We start from the raw sequence: 19592 nt of genomic DNA, 5'->3' as shown, positions 1-19592 counted from the left end.
CGCTTTTTTGTTTTATTAATCTTTCTTCTGTTTCCTGCGTGATGATGAAGCTGTTCTTGTACCTGTTTCAGTAGTAGTTGTACCTTGACCTTCTACTTGCGGTGAAGCTAGGCCAATGGTGGATGGATCCTTTTTACGCTTTCCCATGTTACACCTCCTCTTTTAGTTTTTGAAGATTATCGTGACTTATACAGAATAATTAACAGAAACTTTGGCATGATAATTACGGGAGGAGGTGTTTTGTATGGCGAAAATTGGAGTAGAAGGTTCTTTAACGGATGTTCAAGAAGCTTTAAGGGAAAAAGGCCATGATGTGATTGAATTAAAACAGGAATCTGATGCACAGAATTGTGATTGCTGTGTTGTTACTGGTTTAGATTCCAATGTAATGGGAATGCAGGATACCTTAACAAAAGGTTCGGTCATTGAAGCACATGGGATGAGCGCAGATGAAGTGTGCCAACAGGTCGAGAGCAGATTACGATAACCTCGGAATCATCCATCACAAGAGATTACCACTTAAAACTGCCACCCAGGCAGTTTTTTTATTTCCCCCTCCAATCGGCGTTGTTATCGAGGATTTATTTCAACAATCCATTATGTTTACACCTTGGGCTGCGATCATTGCGTCCACAACCGTTGCATTTCCGTTAATGTATCAATCTGTAAAATTAGGCTTTCAATCAGTGGATATTGATATAGAGGACGCTGCTCGAGTCGATGGCGGAAACAAAGTGAAAGTATTCTTATTTGTTTCCCTGCCTTTAACCCTTCCCTCGGTCATTTCTGGTTTAATTATGAGCTTCGCACGAGCCCTTGGTGAATTTGGTGCAACCTTAATGTTTGCTGGAAATATACCTGGAAAAACACAAACCGCTCCAACAGCGATTTATGTCGCTATGGAATCTGGTAACATGAGTTTGGCATGGTCATTCGTTCTATCCATGGTGATTATCTCCTTTCTCATGCTTTTGCTATCAAACTTCGTACAAAAAAAGCCATGAAGAGGATTCTCTCATGGCTTTTTCTAACTTATTGTCTCTTCACCAATCTTTTTCTAACTCCAAGGAAAAGTGCTGCAAAAGCAAATATGATAATTCCATAAAAAATATTGATACTACTTTGTTCGCTTGATAATAGCTTTTCTTTTTTTACCTCTACTTGTTTTGGTGGTGCTATCATTTCAATTTGAATAGACTGTATAACTTGATTACCATTTACAACTTTTAAGATACCTTGATCCGTCATAGTTTCTTGTGATCCATTAACGTGCTCAGTAATAATCGTATCATTTTTCGGATAATATTCCTTATCTTTAAACGTAAATATCTCGTTATGTTTAATTACACGATGTTTAAAGCTTTTTAATCCAAATTCAATCAGCTTTTCAGTGTCAGTATAGGTATCCTCGCTCCTATCTGCTTTCAGGACAATAGCAGTCACCTTTAAGTTTTCATTTTCAGCTGTAGTAGCTAACGTGTGTTTTGATTCATTTACAAAGCCTGTTTTCCCACCTGTGATTCCTTCAAAAGGTATCTCACCTTTTAGAAGACGATGATGAGTCAGCAATGTAGTTTGCCATGATTTCCCGCTCCACCCAAGCTCTTTTGTCCCAAAAATCTCCGAGAACACTGGATTCATTTTTGCGTAATTTGTGATTATTGCTAAGTCTAACGCCGTTGTATAATGGGTTTCATCAAATAATCCATTTGGGTTGGTAAAATGGGTATTACGAACACCGATTTTCTCTTTTAAATACTGATTCATATTGTCTGCAAACTGCTCCACCGATCCATCTACATGTTCAGCGATTGCTATAGCAGCGTCATTACCTGAGTTAATCAGCATTCCCTGAATCAACTTTTTTAAAGGAACCTTTTCCCCTTCTTCTAAATATACTCTCGTACCTTCTTCATTTACCGCCCTAGCACTTACAGTTACAATATCCTCTAGGTTTCCATTTTCAATGGCATAAATAGCCGTTGCTATTTTAGTCAAACTAGCAGGATATAATTTTTCCTCACTATTTTTATTATATAAAACCGCACCTGTTTCTGAATCTAATAGGACAGCAGCTTCACTTTTTATCTCCAAGGGATGGTTTTCTGCAGCATATGCGTTTAATTGGTTTGATGAAACGAGAAATAATAGTATAAAAAAAGTTACAAACTTTGACAATTTACAACATCCTTACCTTTTCTTTATCATCTGATTTTATCAAATAACGCTTGAATGTAAATATATATGGTAAAAATGTTATTCAAACGAAAAGATTTTAGCGTTTATTGAAATAATTGCAATAAAAAACGGCTTGGTTACGCTTCCAAGCCGCCTCGTTTACATCCTTTTTTTCGAAATTAATAAAGTTATTTGGGTCATGGTTAATGGCAAGGAGAATGTTGATTTTCTCCTATATCCTAAATAACTAGACTCCCACTTGTTTGTATATTCTTCTTTAAATTTTCTTAATCCTTGAAATTGATATAATTGGTATCCATGCAAATAAATTTGCGCTGCTATTTTTTCACTTAAAAATGAAAATTTGGATGCTTCCACGCCTAATTTAAAGAAGGTATACCCATTTTCATGCAGGTATGGAAACATTTCATCACTAACTTGATAAAAAACGGGTGTGTAACCATATCGATCGGAAACTTCGTGGAATTCCTCAATCGCATTTGCAATTTCGTTTCTTTCCCCAACTGGATCTCCAAAAATCACTAGTTTATCGGCATATTGTTGAAAAGAAATTAAGACATTTTTCCTCCTATTCCAATAAATATATTTATCATGGAGAAAAATAAAATGATACAAATTCTTCCCATCATAGGTACTTAAATGTTCGAGGATCTCTTTTTCATGAGCTATTGAACTTTCAAATTTCCATTTCTTTGGTTTACTTATCACGTATCCGGTATATAGGGTGAGCATCGCAATCACGAGTCCAATCAACCCACTACTAAACAAATCCTGAGAATCTACAATTACATATGGCAATAATTGAGACGGAATGGATATTTTTGCAGTTGGTAAATTGGAATATCCTATCACCAAATACATCGAAATAATCACACTAATTATCAGGATATCAACTGTGGTTTTTCCCCAGGTAAGAACATAACTTTCTCGATAAAATTGCCCTTTTGACATCCTTAATAACAATGCGACTGTGATAAGAAAAATGGCCTCCTCATAATCAATTCCTTTGAAAATAGAAAACAAAGCAGCAAGAATTAAGACAAACATGGTTAACTCATATGTTCTTTTCACATTGTATTCTATCCCCCTGGATAACCCCAATAAGAGAAAGCCTGCAGCCACAGAGAGTTGATGGGAAAGGTTAATGATAGGGAAAGACAGAATTTCCTGAGCGATTCTAAGTCTATCCATAATTCCAGGGACACTTGCGGATAAAAGTAGGATTAACCCAGAAAGAAAGACAAGCAAAGTCACCATAATATGGCTAATATTTTGGATAATGGCCGCTGGGATATTACTCCATGACTTGTTCCATTTTTCCCAATTCCGCTTAATAAATAGGACCGTACTGAGCATAAATGGAACCAAATAATAACCAATCCGGTAAAATAACAGGATCACGAGTACCTTTTCCTCCGGAACATGTAAATACTGCATTCCCCAAATAAACACCAAATCAAACGTTCCAAGACCACCTGGGATCATACTTATAATACCCGCACATGCCGCCACTACATAAATAGGAAATAACTGAGCAAAGTTAACTGGTATATTCATAATCAAGGTTAAAAACCAAATACCACAGAATACAGCACTCCACTCTAATAGTGAAATGAAGAAAAGTTTGACCCCATCTCCAAAGGTAATTAATGTCTGCTTGTTCTTTCTTTTGTTAACTAGATGTAATCCCAAAAATAAAGGTAAGTATAAAGAAACACCCAGGACAGCAAAGTATAGCCATTTCGTTTGCACAAAAATGGGATGATTTGTGAATCCCACTATCACTAGTAAGGCGAGCAGCGCCATTCCTGTCATATAAAAGAAGGAAACTGCAGCAATTCCCCCTACTAGCCTTCGTTTATCATTTTCTAGTTGATGATAAAAGTAGGTTCTTAACATTGCCCCGATTAGACCGCCAAAACCAAAGAGATTTGAGTAGGTATTCACGATGAGTGCTTGTTCTATGACTGTTTTTTTCCTTGCCCGTAAACCGAGAATCTTCATTAACATAAAATCGTAAAATAACATTGGTAAAACAGCAGCGAACATTACAATCAATATAAGGAGTAAAGCACCAAATTCCAGTTGTTCTATTTCAGTTTGTAGTAATACAAGGTCTAAATTACCAATAAACTTTTTCAATTCAAGGACTGCAAAAATTAATAGTAGTAAGGGGAAGAGAAATTTAACGCAGGTCAACCATTTTCCTTTTTTCATACCTAGATTACCACCTATACTTTTCCAAACTGTTTTTTCATTACCTTTTCATAAAGTACAAACAAAGAAATTGCTTCTTTTCTATTATATATGTACAAGCTCTAGAAAAAAATTATAAAAAAGAGACAAGTTTCCCTCCCTTATCTGCATAAACATGAAATAGGACAAATTATTGAGGGGGTTTATGATGAAATTCTTAGTTTTGAAGAAAGATACACTTGTTTTTATTTTAGTTACCGCATTCCTACTAGTTATCATTTCTGCTTGGTTTATGTTAAAAGCTGGTGATACAGCCGTATTCAATCAGATTGCTAGCGAAAATACTCGTGAAATTCACATGGTCACTGTTGAGTATAAGTCTAAAATGAAAGATGGAAAGGAAATCGAAGTATATCGCTGGGACCCAGGAACAATAAATATCGACGCCGGTGAAAAAGTAAACTTATACATCAGCGGTATTAACGGTGAAGAACATCCCTTTTATATTGAGGGTACTGACATAAAAGGAACAGTCAAAAAAGGGGAAGAAACAATGGTCTCCCTTCAAATCGATAAAGAAGGTACTTATCGTTTAATTTGTAAAGTACATGGCGATAGAGAACATAATGGACCAATGATTGCTGATATAATTGTGGATTAGTAAGAAAGCAGGAGATGATTCTCCTGCTTATTTTATTGTAGATAGATTTTGTTCTATTGTTTATACTGTATACACGATGATATTGAAAGTTTCCTCTTATATAACAGTTTTGATATTTTTAAAAATAATTATAGTACAGATTTTACAAACTTTGATGTATAGCTTAAAAAATAGGATTTAAAAACCCCATGAAAATAAGATTCACAATATCTTAACAATATGTGTGAATTCCTTCACAAAAAACCTGTTATACTCTAATCAAGATATAAACAGCAACAGCTGTTATATTAACTTTCATATAAACTTACGAGGTGAAATAATTATGGAACAATGGAAAGGTTTTACTAAAGGAACTTGGACTAAAGAAGTTAACGTACGTGAATTCATTTTGAAAAACTATAATGCTTATGAAGGTGACGATAGCTTTTTAGCAGGTGCAACTGACGCAACAAACAAGCTTTGGGATCAAGTAATGGAATTAACGAAACAAGAACGTGAAAAAGGCGGCGTTCTAGATATGGATACTGAAACAGTATCTACTATTACATCCCACACTCCTGGATATCTAAATGAAGAACTTGAAAAAGTAGTTGGTGTTCAAACTGATAAGCCATTTAATCGTTCTATGCAGCCTTTCGGAGGAATTCGGATGGCAAAAGCTTCTTTAGAATCTTACGGATACCAATTAAATCCTGAGATTGAAAGATTCTTTACAGAGTTCCGTAAAACTCACAATCAAGGTGTTTTCGATGCTTATACAGATGAAATGATGCTTGCTCGTAAAGCTGCCATCATTACAGGACTTCCAGATGCATACGGCCGCGGACGTATTATCGGAGACTATCGTCGTGTTGCTTTATATGGTGTAGATTTCCTTATTAAAGAAAAACAAAAAGATCAAAAAAATACAAGCAGCACAATGACTGAAGATAATATGCGCCTTCGTGAAGAACTTGCTGAACAAATTCGTGCTTTAAAAGAATTAAAAGAAATGGCTAGCAGTCACGGTTTTGATATTTCGGGGCCAGCAAAAACTGCACAAGAAGCATTCCAATGGTTATATTTTGGTTACTTAGCTGCTATTAAAGAGCAAAACGGTGCTGCAATGAGTCTTGGACGAGTTTCTACTTTCTTAGATATTTATATAGAAAGAGATTTAGAAAATGGTACTTTAACGGAAGTTGAAGCACAGGAAATTGTTGACCATTTTATTATGAAGCTTCGCTTGGTGAAATTTGCCCGTACACCTGACTACAATGATTTATTCTCGGGTGATCCAACTTGGGTAACAGAATCTATTGGCGGTATGTCGTCTGACGGTCGTGCTCTTGTAACAAAGAACTCTTTCCGTTTCCTTCATACATTAGATAACTTAGGTCCAGCTCCTGAACCAAACTTAACCGTTTTATGGTCACCACAGCTGCCTGAAAACTTTAAAAAATATTGTGCAAACATGTCGATTAAAACAAGTTCTATCCAATATGAAAATGACGATATCATGCGTCCAGAATATGGCGATGACTATGGAATTGCCTGCTGTGTATCTGCAATGGAAATCGGTAAACAAATGCAATTCTTTGGTGCTCGTGCAAACCTTGCGAAAACTCTACTGTACTCCATTAATGGCGGTGTAGATGAGAAGTTAAAAATACAAGTAGGACCACAATATCAGCCAATCACTTCAGAAGTTTTAGATTATGAAGAAGTTATGCAAAAGTTTGATCAAATGATGGAATGGCTTGCAGGTCTTTATATCAACACCCTTAATGTCATTCACTACATGCACGATAAGTACAGCTATGAAAGAATTGAAATGGCGTTACACGACACTAAAATCTTACGTACAATGGCAACAGGTATTGCTGGATTGAGTGTAGTCGCTGACTCTTTAAGTGCTATTAAATATGGTGAAGTGAAAGTCATTCGTGATGAAAACGGTCTTGCTGTTGATTTCGAAATCACTGGCGACTTCCCTAAATACGGAAACAACGACGATCGCGTAGACAGTATTGCCGTTGAAATCGTTGAAACATTTATGAAAAAGCTGCGCAAGCACCATACTTACCGTAGTTCTGTTCATACCATGTCAATCTTGACGATTACATCTAACGTCGTTTATGGTAAGAAGACTGGTAATACACCAGATGGCCGTCGTACTGGCGAACCATTCGCACCAGGTGCTAACCCAATGCATGGCCGTGATACAAAAGGTACACTTGCTTCTCTATCTTCAGTAGCAAAACTGCCTTACAGCTCTGCAATGGACGGAATTTCAAATACTTTCTCTATCGTACCTAAAGCATTAGGTAAAGAAGAAGAGACTCAAGTTCGTAACTTGGTTTCTATCCTTGACGGATATGCAGTTAAATCCGGTCACCACCTAAATGTTAACGTCTTTAATAAAGAAACATTATTAGATGCAATGGAACATCCAGAATTGTATCCACAATTAACCATTCGTGTTTCTGGATATGCAGTTAACTTCATCAAATTAACAAAAGAGCAACAACTTGACGTAATTAATCGTACTTTCCACGAATCACTTTAAAAAATATTTTGGAGCTCCTTTAAAAGGGGCTCCTGCTTTAAAACTAAAGGGGGATCATCTTCATGAACGGAAATATTCATTCTATAGAATCTTTAGGAACAGTCGACGGACCTGGTATACGATATGTTGTATTTACACAAGGCTGCCTATTACGCTGTCAGTTTTGCCATAACGCTGATACATGGGAAATCGGCAGCGGCAAACAAATGACCGTTTCCGAAATCATGGATGATCTTATCTCTTATCTCCCCTTCATCCAATCTTCTGGCGGGGGAATTACAGTAAGTGGCGGTGAACCGTTGCTACAAATACCTTTCCTATTAGAACTATTTAAGGAATGTAAAAAGAAAGGGATTCATACGACCATCGATTCATCTGGCGGCTGTTTCTCACACTCTAAACTATTTATTGAACAGCTTGAAGAGTTATTACAATATACAGACCTGATTTTACTTGATTTAAAGCATATCAACCGAAAAAAACACATTCAATTAACGGGTATGGCAAATGATCATATTCTGGAATTTGCCAAATTTTTGTCTGATCGTAAAGTACCTGTTTGGGTACGACATGTTCTTGTTCCTACCGTTTCAGATGATCCAGAAGATCTTCAAAAGCTTGGAGAGTTTATTGGAACACTTGAAAATGTACAAAAGATTGAAATTCTTCCCTACCATAAGCTTGGTGTTTATAAATGGGAAGCACTTGGGCTGGAATATCCATTGAATCATGTAGAACCACCTTCAGAAGTGAAAGTGGACTCTGCTTATAAAATGATTACTGCCCACTGGAATAAACCATTAATAACTTTATAAATAAAAATGCTGTCAACGTTGGCAGCATTTTTCGCCTTTATATGAGAATATTCCTACAATGTTTTTTCCAGTGAGATTAAATTGATTCTTTCCCCTTTCTCCTTTATACTCTTAACATTAGCAGGAAATGAGGTGATTATTTTTGTACCAATTGCTCATTGATTTTACAGATACAAATGCTTTAGAAACACTTTATTTAAGTTTATACTTTGGTGTCATCATCAAATTACTTTGGGCAATGAATGTAGAATATTCGTTTATGGGATCCATAAGCGAACCTGCACATACAAAAATAAATCACCCATTGTTTATTTATAAAAAGAAATGCTCTTTAAATAGAAATATTATTCTAATTCGTATTTTTAAATATATTCGTAGAAAAGAAAGTTCACAGGATGATACAGAAGAACCAATTTCCTCCTCCCTTTTTCACTTAATAACAATTTAACAATTTTAGGAGGAAATATGAAAAACAAACATTCTTTATTATTACTACTTTTTTCATTAACCACCATGTTCCTATCAGCCTGTTCTGCAGCAGACGGAAAAGGTGATGGGTTTTTCAATACCTATTTCGTTGAACCATTTGCTGTTTCTATTCATTTTTTAGCTGAGTTTTTCAATGGAAGCTATGGTTTATCAATTTTTCTAATTACCCTCATCATTAGACTTATATTAATGCCATTTATGCTAAAACAATATAGAAATCAAATGAACATGAAAGAGAAAATGGATGGAATGAAGCCAGAAATGGAAGCCATCCAAAAGAAAATGAAAGAAGAAAAGGATCCAAAAAAGAAACAAGAAATGCAGCAGGAATTAATGGGTCTTTATCAGAAGCATGGTGTAAATCCATTAAATATGGGATGTTTACCTCTTCTGATTCAAATGCCGATTCTAACGGGCTTTTATTATGCGATTCGTGGCTCAGAAGAGATTGCAAGCCACCGTTTCCTATGGTTTAGTCTTGGAGACCCTGATATTATCATTACCATCATTGCGGGTGTGATTTATTATTTCCAATTTAAAGTTTCCCAGTCTAGTATGCCTTCTGCTCAGCAACAGCAAATGAAATTTATGGGGCTGTTGTCGCCACTCATGATTGTTATGTTTTCTTTTAATTCACCTGCAGCGCTGCCGCTTTATTGGGTAGTAGGCGGTACGTTTTTAATTCTACAAACCTGGCTAAGCAGAAAGCTATATAAAAATGATAAAAAAGCAGAACTGAAAGCAACGACAACTACAAATTCATAAGGACTGAAAAGAAGCATTGGATCCCAATGCTTCTTTTTACAATATACCAAGTTTCCTTTTCTCACAACTTCATACTCTAACCCCCTAAATTCAAAAAAAGGACTGCAGGCTAAAGCCCTCAGTCAATATTTTGGAAATATTCTTTGTAAAATCCGCCTACTTTTCCGGTATTATCGATAATATAATAAAACTCTTCTGTTTCATTTTTAACATCATAGACTTTTCCAGCAGTTAATGCGTTATGTACAATATATTTTTTAGCATCCGTATGAACACATTTTACCTTTTTTAGGGTTTCACGCTCGCGCCATGTTAAATGAATCATCCTTGCACCTTTCCTTTCCATTTATAACTTTCCTTAGTATAATCAATGCACACACTGTAGTGCAACTAAATTATCCATCAAGTCCCCTTTGTGTTTTTTATTACAAATTTGTGAATAAGGTTCTTAAATAGAAAGAAAGCGATTACAATATAAAAAACTAAATATTCAATCCACTATTCCGAGGGGGGCTTGCAAAGTTGAAAATAATGAGTAACGAGCTGTTGGTTGTAACGTATCGGGATGCTTTAAAATCTGGAAATGAAAAAGAATGGATTAAGATTTTAAAAGATGAAATAAAACGTCGGGGATTGAGGCCATTTAAAAATCGATAAATTTTATACTTAAAAACCGCCGAGCCTACGGCGGTTTTTAAGTATAAGGCTGTGTTAATCAAGTCTGTTGATTTGCGCTCCAGGCACTTCGCTTTCCGCGGGCGGTCGGTGAGCCTCCTCGACGCTGCGCGTCTGCGGGGTCTCACCCTGACCTGCTAGTCCCGCAGGATTCTCGTGCCTTCCGCGCAAATCAACAGGTTCTAAAATCAATATTATCCTTTAACACAGCCAAGTATAAAAAATAAATGGCTGGTGATCCGACCTCAAGTTTTACAGATTATCAAAAGCCTTTATTTTAGATCTGTCCTTCAACTATCTTTTTCTTTTTAATCATTAGTTTATCCACTTCTGCCATCACTTTCCTACTGGCATCATAAAAATCATCTGCATAGATATCGATGAAATTCCCATCGTATTCAAGAGTTGCATGATCATAACGGGGATCGTAATAGTGTTCGAGTAAAATACTGATTACTACTTGATAATCCTTATTTTCTAATGATTGAATTAATGCTGCTTTTATGTCGTTATTTTTTATCCTTCTTAGAACTTTTTCAATTCCAAGCGAGATTTGTTCATGATACCAAGGTTCATTTTGATAGGGCAGCACATATTCATTCACCAGTTGTTTAACCCTTTGCTGTAGAGGTGTGTGAATATATATATTGATACCCTTCATTTTTTTATCCATAAGCTCTTCAGGTTGAACTGCTTTTCCAATTCGTTTGCTCTCTGCTTCCATGACAAAATGAGTAGCTCCCTGAATTTCACCTAGTCCTTTGTATAAGAGTGAATCAAAGATCTTTTGATTATGACCTTCACCCAGCCCAATCGTACCAAAAATAGAGCCTCGATGTGCAGCCATTTCCTCAAGATCAAGTGTCGGATAACCGAGTGACTTCAATTTCTTCAAGACCTCTGTTTTCCCTACACCGGTTAGACCATGTAAGACAATCGCTTTATCTGGAAACATGGTTGGGATTTGTTTAAGGATATATTGCCGGTAAGCCTTATAGCCTCCATCTAATCGCATTGCATAGATTCCAGCGAACTCTAAAAATGTTACGACAGCCTTACTGCGCATTCCCCCGCGCCAACAATGGATCACAAGCTCTTCCCTATTAGACATTGCTGCTTTTATTTGTTGAAGAAGACTAGGAATTTTAGGTGAAACAAATTCCATTGCCCTCCATTTAGCTGCTGCTTGTCCTTCATGTTTATAGATGGTACCAATTACTTCTCGCTCTTCATCTGTAAATAAAGGAATGTTGATTGCTTCCGGTATTGAACCATCCTTAAACTCAATAGGTGAGCGAACATCAATGATAATCGGATTCTTTATCGTTTGTAATTGCTCAACAGTAATTTCCTTCATTTATATTAACTCCTCATTCTATCTATCAAATTTATTAGTAAATATGTGCTAAAACAAACAAAACTTCCATGAATGGAAGTTTAAAATCTAAAAAATAAGAGAAATCCCTTTTAATTGGAAATGAAAAATAAGTTCAGTAAAAGTATAGACTAATTATATAAGAGATATACGAGGGTTTCAAGAAGACATTGCTGCCAATTTCCTTGAAAAGGGATTAGCGAAATGGTATTCCTGTTAATTTTTCAACTGCCTGACAAAATCGTTCCCATTCAGGTGGAAAACATTCCATTCCTTCACAATCATAAATTTTTGCTTTTGTATTGAGCCTAATCGACCAATACTTCCCATCGAGTATGATTCCCTCTTCCTTTTGATAGAAAGGTTCCCATTCCCAAATTTTCATCAAATAAATTTCCCTTTTGAAATCTTCCATGCTTCCGATTGATTTTGGCTCCAGAGTTGTAAACGGGAGGGTATAGTCTTTGTTTCTCCATTCAAAAACGCTAAATGTATTTCGAAAAAAATCAACGTGAACCTTATAGGAGATACCAGAAAAGCCATCAATACCTGCAATTAGTGAGTTGATTGTTTCCTTAACCTTCATCATCCATTCCTTCCCCTTACCAAACCAATTTGATTTTAGCTAACTACTACTTACTAAAATTATAGTTAATAACATAGTGGTTCGCAGTAACAAATGACACAAATTATTCAAAGGAAATAAAAAATCTACTCGAAATGAGTAGATTTCCATACTTACCTAATATTTTTTTCAGGTTTAAGAACAGACATAAAGCTCTCTAACCCATTTATATCACCCTTGTGGAGCAAATCTACAATCTTACTTCCAACAATGACACCATCACAATGGGGTGTTAATTCATTAATTTGTTTTTCGCTTGAAATGCCAAACCCAGCTACAACCGGTATCGGACTAACCTCTTTCACCTTCTTTAAAAACTCCACAACTTCTTGAGCAAATTCTTTTCTCGCTCCGGTTATTCCTTTTACGGTAACTGTGTATAAAAATCCCTTACCTCTATTTGAAATTTCTTTAATTCTATCTATTGGAGAAGTCAACGTAACAAGTCTGATTAATTCAATCCCTTCATCTTCTAGCTCACCCACAATCAGGTCCTCTTCCTCAACAGGAAGGTCAGGAATGATACAGCCATCTACACCTGCATTTGCAATATCTTGGGCGAACTTAGAAATCCCATATGAATAAATAGGATTTAAGTATGTCATCAGGACGATAGGTACCGATACTACTTCCCTCGCTTTTGCAAGCTCAGCAATGATTCCCCTTAGTGTCGTTCCATTTTGGAGTGCTCTAATCCCTGCTTGCTGAATAATCGGACCATCTGCTACAGGATCCGAAAAAGGAACCCCTACTTCAATGAGTGTTGCACCGAATTTTTCCAAGGTAATAAGTCGTTCGGTTAGATTATTAAGCCCCCCATCGCCAGCCATAATGTAGGGGATAAAAGCTTTACGTTCCTGATTTTTTAATTCCTTAAATGATTGTTCAATTCTATTCATTTGCCTTCTCCCTTTCTAACCTTTCTTTAACAGCCGTTACGTCCTTATCTCCACGCCCGGACAAACAAACCACAATATTCTCTGATTCCTTCATTTCAGCTGCAAGTTTAACAGCAAAGGCAATGGCATGAGCACTTTCAAGCGCAGGGATGATACCTTCTAGCTTTGATAAAAGCTGAAATGCATCCAGTGCTTCTGTATCCGTTATCGAGCGATATTGCGCTCTGCCACTATCTTTTAAAAAGCTATGTTCCGGCCCTACACCTGGATAATCTAACCCAGCTGAAATGGAGTGTGCTTCAATGATTTGTCCGTCATCGTCCTGCAATAAATACATTAATGCTCCATGCAGTACTCCTGGTCTTCCTTTTGTAAGTGAAGCAGCATGGAATGCCGTATCCGTTCCTTGCCCTGCAGCTTCTACTCCGTAAAGGCAAACCTCTTTATCCTCAATAAACGGATGGAACATTCCAGCAGCATTGCTGCCGCCGCCGATACAGGCAACAATAGCTTCAGGGAGCTTTCCTTCCTGTGCTAAAAATTGCTTTCTAGTTTCCTTTCCAATAACACTCTGAAAATCTCTTACCATAACAGGGAATGGATGTGGTCCCATCACAGATCCTAATAGATAGTGTGTATCATCCACATGTTCAACCCAATAGCGTAATGCTTCATTTACAGCATCTTTTAAGGTGGCGCTGCCAGAGGTGACACTGACAACTGTTGCTCCGAGAAGCTCCATACGGAAGACATTTAGTGCTTGACGTTTGATGTCTTCTTCCCCCATAAAAACAATACATTCAAGATTTAATAAGGCACAAACAGTAGCTGTCGCTACACCATGTTGTCCTGCACCCGTTTCCGCTACGATTTTCCTTTTTCCCATTCTAACCGCTAACAGAGCCTGACCAATTGCGTTATTAATTTTATGGGCACCGGTATGATTCAGGTCTTCTCTTTTAAGGTATATTTGAGCACCGCCAGCGTGTTTTGTAAGATTTTTGGCTAAATAAAGCGGCGTTTCTCTTCCAACATATTCTGATAAGTATCCATCTATTTCTTCTTGGAAACTTGGGTCGGCTTTTGCAATTTTATACGCTTCATCCAGCTCAAGTACAGCTTTCATCAGTGTTTCTGGTACAAACCTTCCACCATAAATACCAAATTGCCCTTTTTCATTCGGCAGTGTATATGAATTCATTGCTAGTTCCTCCTGTTTGGCTTCCTTTAGCCTTATTAATAAAAGTTTGAATCTTGTTTAGATCCTTTTTTCCGTCCGTTTCTACACCGCTGCTAACATCGACCATATCTGGTTGAATTAGCTTGATTGCATCTTCCACATTTTCTTCGTGTAATCCTCCAGCAAGGATGACTTTTTTTCCCTTAAGTTCCTTTGAGGAAATGCTGCTCCAATCAAAGGATAAGCCATTTCCCCCTCTGTATTTCCCTTTTGGTCCATCCAATAGCACATATTCACAAGGATAATTTACTATTTCCTGTAAACTCTGATCATCATGAATACCAACAGCTTTGATTACCGGGAACGACAGAGATTCGCTAAAGGCAGGAGTCTCGTCGCCGTGTAATTGAACATGTGTGAGTCCTACTGTAGAAGCAATTTCCTCAATCTTCTCTTTTGACTCATTTACAAACACCCCTACCTTTAACACCTCTTTCGGTAAATGGGTTATGATGTCTTTTGCTTTGGCTACGGTAATCTTTCGCTTGCTTTCTGCAAAAACAAAACCAATCGCATCAGCACCATAATCCACCGCTGCTATTGCAGTAGTGAGATCTGTTATTCCACAAATTTTCACCTTCACTTTTTCACCCCGCCAACAAGCGGTAATCTGAAATCTTGGAAGGATTTTGCAAGGTCTGGGCTCTTCATTAACGCCTCACCGACCAAAATTCCATTCGCACCAGCACTGCGTACCCGCTCCACATCTTCCTTATGGTGTATCCCACTTTCGCTGATTAGAAAGGCTCCAGCGTCCTTTATTGATTTTGCCAGAGACTCCGTAACATCTAGTGAAACGTTAAAAGTCTTTAAATCTCGATTATTAACGCCAATAAGTTGGGCACCAATGTTGAGTGCTTTTTCTAATTCTTCTTGATTATGAACCTCGACTAACACCTCTAAATCCAAATCCATTGCATATTGGTACAGCTGTGTCAGCGTATTCTCGTCCAGTGCTGCAACAATTAATAGGATGATATCAGCACCATTTGCTGCTGCCTGGTCAATTTGACAAGAGTCAATAATGAAATCTTTACAAAGGATGGGCAGATTAACCGCCTCTCTAACCGCTCTTAAATCAGCAAACGACCCTTTAAAGAAAGTGGAATCGGTTAGTACTGAAATAGCGGACGCTCCTGCCTGCTCATATTTTGCTGCTTGATCAGCAGGTTCCACTCCGTTGTTAATCATACCTTTAGATGGAGAGGCACGTTTAAATTCCGAGATGATTGCTATTTCTTCTGCATTCTGTAATTTTTGGATGAAGGATCTTTTCGGCTTCGCTCCTACTTTTATCGAATCACCTTCGCGAAGTATTAGGACCTCTTTTTGTTTTTCATTAATAATACGATCTAATATCGTCTCCACTTATATCGCCTCTCTTTTAGCTTTAGCTGTCATTTCAATTAATTGTTGTAATTTTTCATATGCTGCTCCTGAATCAATCACATCTCTAGCGATGTTAATCCCCTCGACAATATTGGCTGCTTTTCCACTTGTATAAATTCCTAACCCTGCATTCAATAGGACTGTATCTCGGCAGGCTCCTTTTTCCCCTGTAAGGACCTTGTTGAGAATCATCGCATTTTCCTTAGAATCTCCGCCTTTAATTGCGCTGTTATCATATTGAGGAAGTCCTACTTCTTCCGGTACAAAGGTTTGGGTGGAAATAACTCCATCTTCTAATAAAGTCAGATAGTTCTCACCCTGTAAGGATGCCTCATCCATAGATCCTGCACCGCTTATGACCACCGCACGTTTACGCCCAAGGTTTTGCAGAACTTCTGCAAAAATCGGTAATAAGTCTTTCCGATAGACACCAAGTACTTGATAGTCCAAATCAATAGGATTAGTAAGTGGACCGATAAAGTTGAAGACCGTTGGGATTCTTAATTGTCTTCTAACTGTCATAATCTTCTTTAATTTTGGATGCACATGCGGCGCAAATAAGAAGGCAATTCCAAGTTCATGGAGAATTTCTTCTGTACGCTCAACAGGTAAATTTAAATTAATGCCTAGATACTCCAGTACATCTGCACTGCCTGTTTTACTTGAAATGCTGCGATTTCCATGCTTTGCCACAGGAATACCAGCTCCAGCAATTACAAATGCCGATGTAGTGCTTATATTAAAGCTCGAAGAACCATCCCCGCCGGTGCCACAGTTATCTAGAACCTGCGGAAACCTCTTACGAAATGGGAGTGTATTCTCCTTAAGACCCTTGACGATTCCAGTGATTTCTTCCACTGTTTCACCTTTTGATTTTAAACCCATTAAAAAGGCAGCAATTTCACTTTCAGAAACCTCTTCCCCTAAAATTAACTCCATTGCCTCTATCATTTGTGGCTCTGAGAATGATTCACCATCAGCTAACTGGAGTAAAAAATTTTTCATTTCTCTTCATCCCTTCTATTTCAGTTAAAAAGTTTTGCAGCATTTGCTTACCAGTTGGTGTGCCAATAGATTCAGGATGGAACTGTAAACCGAATACTGGATAGTGACGGTGCTTGATCGCCATTATTTCATGGTCATCAAGTGAATGGGCTACACATTCCAAATCAGGTGAAAGACTATCCTTTGATACTACCAATGAATGGTACCGCATCACTTCTAACGGAGAAGTTAGATACGTAAAAATTCCACTGCCGCTATGTGTGATTTGCGATGTTTTCCCGTGTTTTATAAAATCAGCTCTTTTTATTTCACTTCCAAATGCTGCTCCTATTGCTTGGTGCCCTAAACAAATACCCAAAATAGGGATTTCTTGATATAAATTTTGAATTACCTCAATACAAATTCCTGCATCCTCTGGTTTTCCAGGGCCCGGTGACAAAATAATGGCTTTCGGATTCATATCCTTTATCTGCTGGATAGTAAGCTGGTTGTTTCTAATAACCGTTACTTCCTCACCTAATTCACCTAAATATTGATAAAGGTTAAACGTAAAGGAGTCAAAATTATCGATTAGTAAAATCATTGTTCTCCCTCCAAAAAGGCTTTTAATTTATTAATGGTTTCTTCATACTCAGATTCTGGGTCGGAGTCATGGACAATTCCTGCACCTGCTTGAATATAGGCAGTGTTGTCTTTAAGTATCATGGTTCGTATCGCCAGGGCAAAATCCATATTTCCATTGGCAGATAGATAACCAATTGCACCGGAATATAGTCCCCGTTTTGATTTCTCCAATTTATTGATAATTTCCATGGCCCTTATTTTCGGTGCCCCTGATACAGTGCCTGCAGGGAGACATGCTGCCAATGCATCCAGATTGCTATTGCTTTTTGTTAACGTACCGCTTACTTCTGACACTAGATGGATGACATGCCGGAACTTTTCAACTTCCATATACTTATCCACTGTTACAGAACCAAATTCACAAACTCTTCCTAAGTCATTTCGGCCGAGGTCAACGAGCATTTTATGCTCTGCCAATTCTTTTTCGTCACTTTTCAATTCTTTTGCAATCAACTGGTCTTCCTCAGTTGTTTTTCCTCTTCTTTTTGTACCTGCAATTGGGTTTGAGAATACCTGAGATCCCCTAGTTTTTATTAGACTTTCGGGTGAAGAACCAATTACGGTATATCCATTGAAATCAATATAAAACATATAAGGTGTTGGATTGTGGGCACGATGTTTGCGATAAAGTGATAACGGTGAACCTTGAAACGATGATTTCATTCGTCTAGAGAGAACCACTTGAAAAATATCACCTGCTTTGATGTGCTCCTTGGCAATTTCTACATTTTTAATAAATTCTTCTTTCGATGTTTCCGACTGAAAGCCTGAGAAATTAAAAGGCGTGTCTTCTTGATAAATAGCATGTTGCTTCAGTTCACCAATTCTTTGGTCTAACCTTTTTTCAATGTCACTTTCCTCTAAAAGGGGAAGTCCACAAATGGTTATTTTTTCTTCAAGATGGTCAAAAACAATCACTTCTTCATAAAACATTAAATGAACATCAGGCATTTGCAATCCATTCGCAAACTCTTTGCCAATTTCTTCGAATTGACGGATAATGTCATAGCCTACATACCCTACAGCTCCACCTATAAAAGGAAAAGGTGCTTCATCCATCTTCGGGAGCAATGTTTTAATCAGTTCTAGGGGATTTCCTATTAAAACTTTCTTCTCTCCATTTCGATACAGGATTTCGTTGGAGTCGCCAGTAGATATAAGTTCAAATGCTGGGTCCGATCCAATTATCGAATAACGACCAGAGTCATGGTATTTATGAGAACTTTCCAATAAGAATTTTTTATCTCCGCTAATTTTCTGCAAAATTGAAATAGGAGTGAATGTATCCCCTTTTAATTCCTTTATAAAAAAACCACTTTTTGTTTTCATATACCATGCATCCTTTCGTAAATAAATAAAAAAAATCGTCCTCTATATACATAAAAAGCTTTTATGCATATAGAGGACGATTCTTAAGATCGTGGTGCCACCCCTGTTTGAAGCTGAATCTTCAGCTTCCTTCTTCAGATACAGGACGAAAAAAGTCCGATACCCTATCCTTTTAACGGTGGAACTCCGTGCGGCCCTACTACAGGTTCAAGCCGCCTCTCACAAGTCCATTCCACAAATCCACTCTTACCGGGCTCTCACCTTCCCCGACTCTCTGAAAAGAATTTAATAAGTGTACTACTCTTGCTCATTGATTTAAATTATTTGGTTAAAAACAAACAGGGCCCTCCATCCAAAAAGGACGGAAGACCCGTGGTGCCACCTTCATTAGCAAAAAATCTGCTCACTTAACCGACATCGAAGCAATAATCTGCTTGAACATCTGCCTCTTTTAACGATGAGGATTTCGCCAAAGCCTACTGACCCTTTAGGAGGTTCGGTTTGGAGGCTCCGAAGTCCATTCACTAATACGTCTACACTGATTCGCACCAACCATCAGCTCTCTAAAGAATCCGTAAAAGTTACTACTCTTCATCAATGCCCTTCATTTATTAATTTTCATATTAAACCATTTTAAAGCTTATTGTCAACAATAATTATTAGAAAATTCAATATTAAGCCCTTTTTTTATTCCATTTAAAGGATTGTTATTTGATAGTTATTTTGAAATAAAGATGTCAATATTAACTTTAGCACAT

Annotated in this window: 21 protein-coding genes and 2 other annotated features; of the genes, 8 read left to right on the top strand and 13 right to left on the bottom strand. The window is 37.4% G+C overall.

What is annotated here, in order from left to right; genetic code table 11:
* Positions 1-15 precede the first annotated feature (15 nt).
* Positions 16-147 (bottom strand): YuzL family protein, encoded by a 132-nt coding sequence (locus J2Y03_RS02320; protein ID WP_132094458.1) that lies wholly within the window; start codon positions 145-147, stop codon positions 16-18.
* Positions 148-244: 97 nt separating this feature from the next.
* Between J2Y03_RS02320 and J2Y03_RS02315 the strand changes: the two genes are divergently transcribed.
* Complete coding sequence (locus J2Y03_RS02315; protein WP_132094461.1) at positions 245-487, top strand: YkuS family protein; 243 nt, start codon at positions 245-247, stop codon at positions 485-487.
* Positions 450-1004, top strand: a complete 555-nt coding sequence (locus tag J2Y03_RS02310; RefSeq protein ID WP_310190294.1) for a molybdate ABC transporter permease subunit — start codon at positions 450-452, stop codon at positions 1002-1004. The genes J2Y03_RS02315 and J2Y03_RS02310 overlap by 38 nt, the downstream gene beginning before the upstream one ends.
* Before the next feature lie 28 nt (positions 1005-1032).
* Here J2Y03_RS02310 and J2Y03_RS02305 read toward each other — a convergent pair whose 3' ends face one another.
* Both J2Y03_RS02305 and J2Y03_RS02300 read right to left on the bottom strand, forming a co-directional pair.
* Positions 1033-2178 (bottom strand): D-alanyl-D-alanine carboxypeptidase family protein, encoded by a 1146-nt coding sequence (locus J2Y03_RS02305; protein WP_310190291.1) that lies wholly within the window; start codon positions 2176-2178, stop codon positions 1033-1035.
* Positions 2179-2337: 159 nt separating this feature from the next.
* Positions 2338-4416, bottom strand: coding sequence for a phosphatidylglycerol lysyltransferase domain-containing protein (locus J2Y03_RS02300; protein ID WP_310190289.1), 2079 nt, complete (start codon positions 4414-4416; stop codon positions 2338-2340).
* 187 nt (positions 4417-4603) lie between these two features.
* Between J2Y03_RS02300 and J2Y03_RS02295 the strand changes: the two genes are divergently transcribed.
* From J2Y03_RS02295 to yidC, 5 genes are all read left to right on the top strand, one after another.
* Positions 4604-5056 carry a cupredoxin domain-containing protein gene (locus J2Y03_RS02295; RefSeq protein WP_132094473.1) on the top strand — a complete coding sequence of 151 codons (453 nt, stop codon included), beginning with the start codon at positions 4604-4606 and terminating at the stop codon, positions 5054-5056.
* 322 nt (positions 5057-5378) lie between these two features.
* Positions 5379-7604: a formate C-acetyltransferase gene (gene pflB / locus J2Y03_RS02290; RefSeq protein WP_310190286.1), complete on the top strand. Its 2226-nt coding sequence runs from the start codon at positions 5379-5381 to the stop codon at positions 7602-7604.
* Positions 7605-7666: 62 nt separating this feature from the next.
* Complete coding sequence (gene pflA / locus J2Y03_RS02285) at positions 7667-8419, top strand: pyruvate formate-lyase-activating protein (RefSeq protein WP_310190284.1); 753 nt, start codon at positions 7667-7669, stop codon at positions 8417-8419.
* Positions 8420-8561: 142 nt separating this feature from the next.
* The gene (locus J2Y03_RS02280; RefSeq protein ID WP_310190282.1) at positions 8562-8867 is read left to right on the top strand and encodes a hypothetical protein; all 306 of its coding nucleotides are present in this window, start codon (positions 8562-8564) and stop codon (positions 8865-8867) included.
* Between the two features lie 17 nt (positions 8868-8884).
* The gene (gene yidC / locus J2Y03_RS02275; RefSeq protein ID WP_310190280.1) at positions 8885-9673 is read left to right on the top strand and encodes a membrane protein insertase YidC; all 789 of its coding nucleotides are present in this window, start codon (positions 8885-8887) and stop codon (positions 9671-9673) included.
* 118 nt (positions 9674-9791) lie between these two features.
* On the opposite strand, the gene J2Y03_RS02270 is transcribed toward yidC, so the two are convergent.
* Positions 9792-9998 carry a DUF6501 family protein gene (locus J2Y03_RS02270; RefSeq protein ID WP_132094638.1) on the bottom strand — a complete coding sequence of 69 codons (207 nt, stop codon included), beginning with the start codon at positions 9996-9998 and terminating at the stop codon, positions 9792-9794.
* A 206-nt stretch (positions 9999-10204) separates the two neighbouring features.
* Between J2Y03_RS02270 and sda the strand changes: the two genes are divergently transcribed.
* Positions 10205-10330 carry a sporulation histidine kinase inhibitor Sda gene (gene sda / locus J2Y03_RS02265; protein ID WP_396954156.1) on the top strand — a complete coding sequence of 42 codons (126 nt, stop codon included), beginning with the start codon at positions 10205-10207 and terminating at the stop codon, positions 10328-10330.
* 295 nt (positions 10331-10625) lie between these two features.
* Here sda and mnmH read toward each other — a convergent pair whose 3' ends face one another.
* The 9 genes from mnmH to trpE form a co-directional block, all read right to left on the bottom strand.
* Positions 10626-11705 carry a tRNA 2-selenouridine(34) synthase MnmH gene (mnmH, locus tag J2Y03_RS02260; protein WP_310190277.1) on the bottom strand — a complete coding sequence of 360 codons (1080 nt, stop codon included), beginning with the start codon at positions 11703-11705 and terminating at the stop codon, positions 10626-10628.
* 214 nt (positions 11706-11919) lie between these two features.
* A complete protein-coding gene (locus J2Y03_RS02255) occupies positions 11920-12312 on the bottom strand; it encodes a hypothetical protein (RefSeq protein WP_310190275.1) in 393 nt (130 codons plus the stop codon).
* A 149-nt stretch (positions 12313-12461) separates the two neighbouring features.
* On the bottom strand, positions 12462-13247 hold the full coding sequence (gene trpA, locus J2Y03_RS02250; protein WP_132094495.1) for a tryptophan synthase subunit alpha: 786 nt from the start codon (positions 13245-13247) through the stop codon (positions 12462-12464).
* Positions 13240-14448, bottom strand: a complete 1209-nt coding sequence (gene trpB, locus J2Y03_RS02245) for a tryptophan synthase subunit beta (protein ID WP_310190273.1) — start codon at positions 14446-14448, stop codon at positions 13240-13242. Before trpB ends, trpA begins: the two co-directional genes overlap by 8 nt.
* Positions 14423-15070, bottom strand: coding sequence for a phosphoribosylanthranilate isomerase (locus J2Y03_RS02240; protein WP_132094499.1), 648 nt, complete (start codon positions 15068-15070; stop codon positions 14423-14425). The genes trpB and J2Y03_RS02240 overlap by 26 nt, the downstream gene beginning before the upstream one ends.
* Entirely contained in the window at positions 15067-15855 is a 789-nt protein-coding gene (gene trpC / locus J2Y03_RS02235) for an indole-3-glycerol phosphate synthase TrpC (RefSeq protein WP_310190270.1), read from the bottom strand. The genes J2Y03_RS02240 and trpC overlap by 4 nt, the downstream gene beginning before the upstream one ends.
* Positions 15856-16881 (bottom strand): anthranilate phosphoribosyltransferase, encoded by a 1026-nt coding sequence (trpD, locus tag J2Y03_RS02230; RefSeq protein WP_132094503.1) that lies wholly within the window; start codon positions 16879-16881, stop codon positions 15856-15858.
* Positions 16853-17464 carry an anthranilate synthase component II gene (locus J2Y03_RS02225; RefSeq protein WP_310190266.1) on the bottom strand — a complete coding sequence of 204 codons (612 nt, stop codon included), beginning with the start codon at positions 17462-17464 and terminating at the stop codon, positions 16853-16855. The genes trpD and J2Y03_RS02225 overlap by 29 nt, the downstream gene beginning before the upstream one ends.
* A complete protein-coding gene (trpE, locus tag J2Y03_RS02220; RefSeq protein ID WP_310190265.1) occupies positions 17461-18834 on the bottom strand; it encodes an anthranilate synthase component I in 1374 nt (457 codons plus the stop codon). Before trpE ends, J2Y03_RS02225 begins: the two co-directional genes overlap by 4 nt.
* A 69-nt stretch (positions 18835-18903) precedes the next feature.
* Positions 18904-19154: a binding site (T-box leader), on the bottom strand.
* Positions 19155-19188: 34 nt separating this feature from the next.
* Positions 19189-19441, bottom strand: a binding site (T-box leader).
* Between the last annotated feature and the right edge of the window lie 151 nt (positions 19442-19592).

This window comes from Neobacillus niacini, assembly GCF_031457145.1.
Classification (GTDB): Bacteria; Bacillota; Bacilli; order Bacillales; family Cytobacillaceae; genus Neobacillus; species Neobacillus niacini_J.
This window is presented reverse-complemented; position numbering and strand designations above follow the sequence as displayed.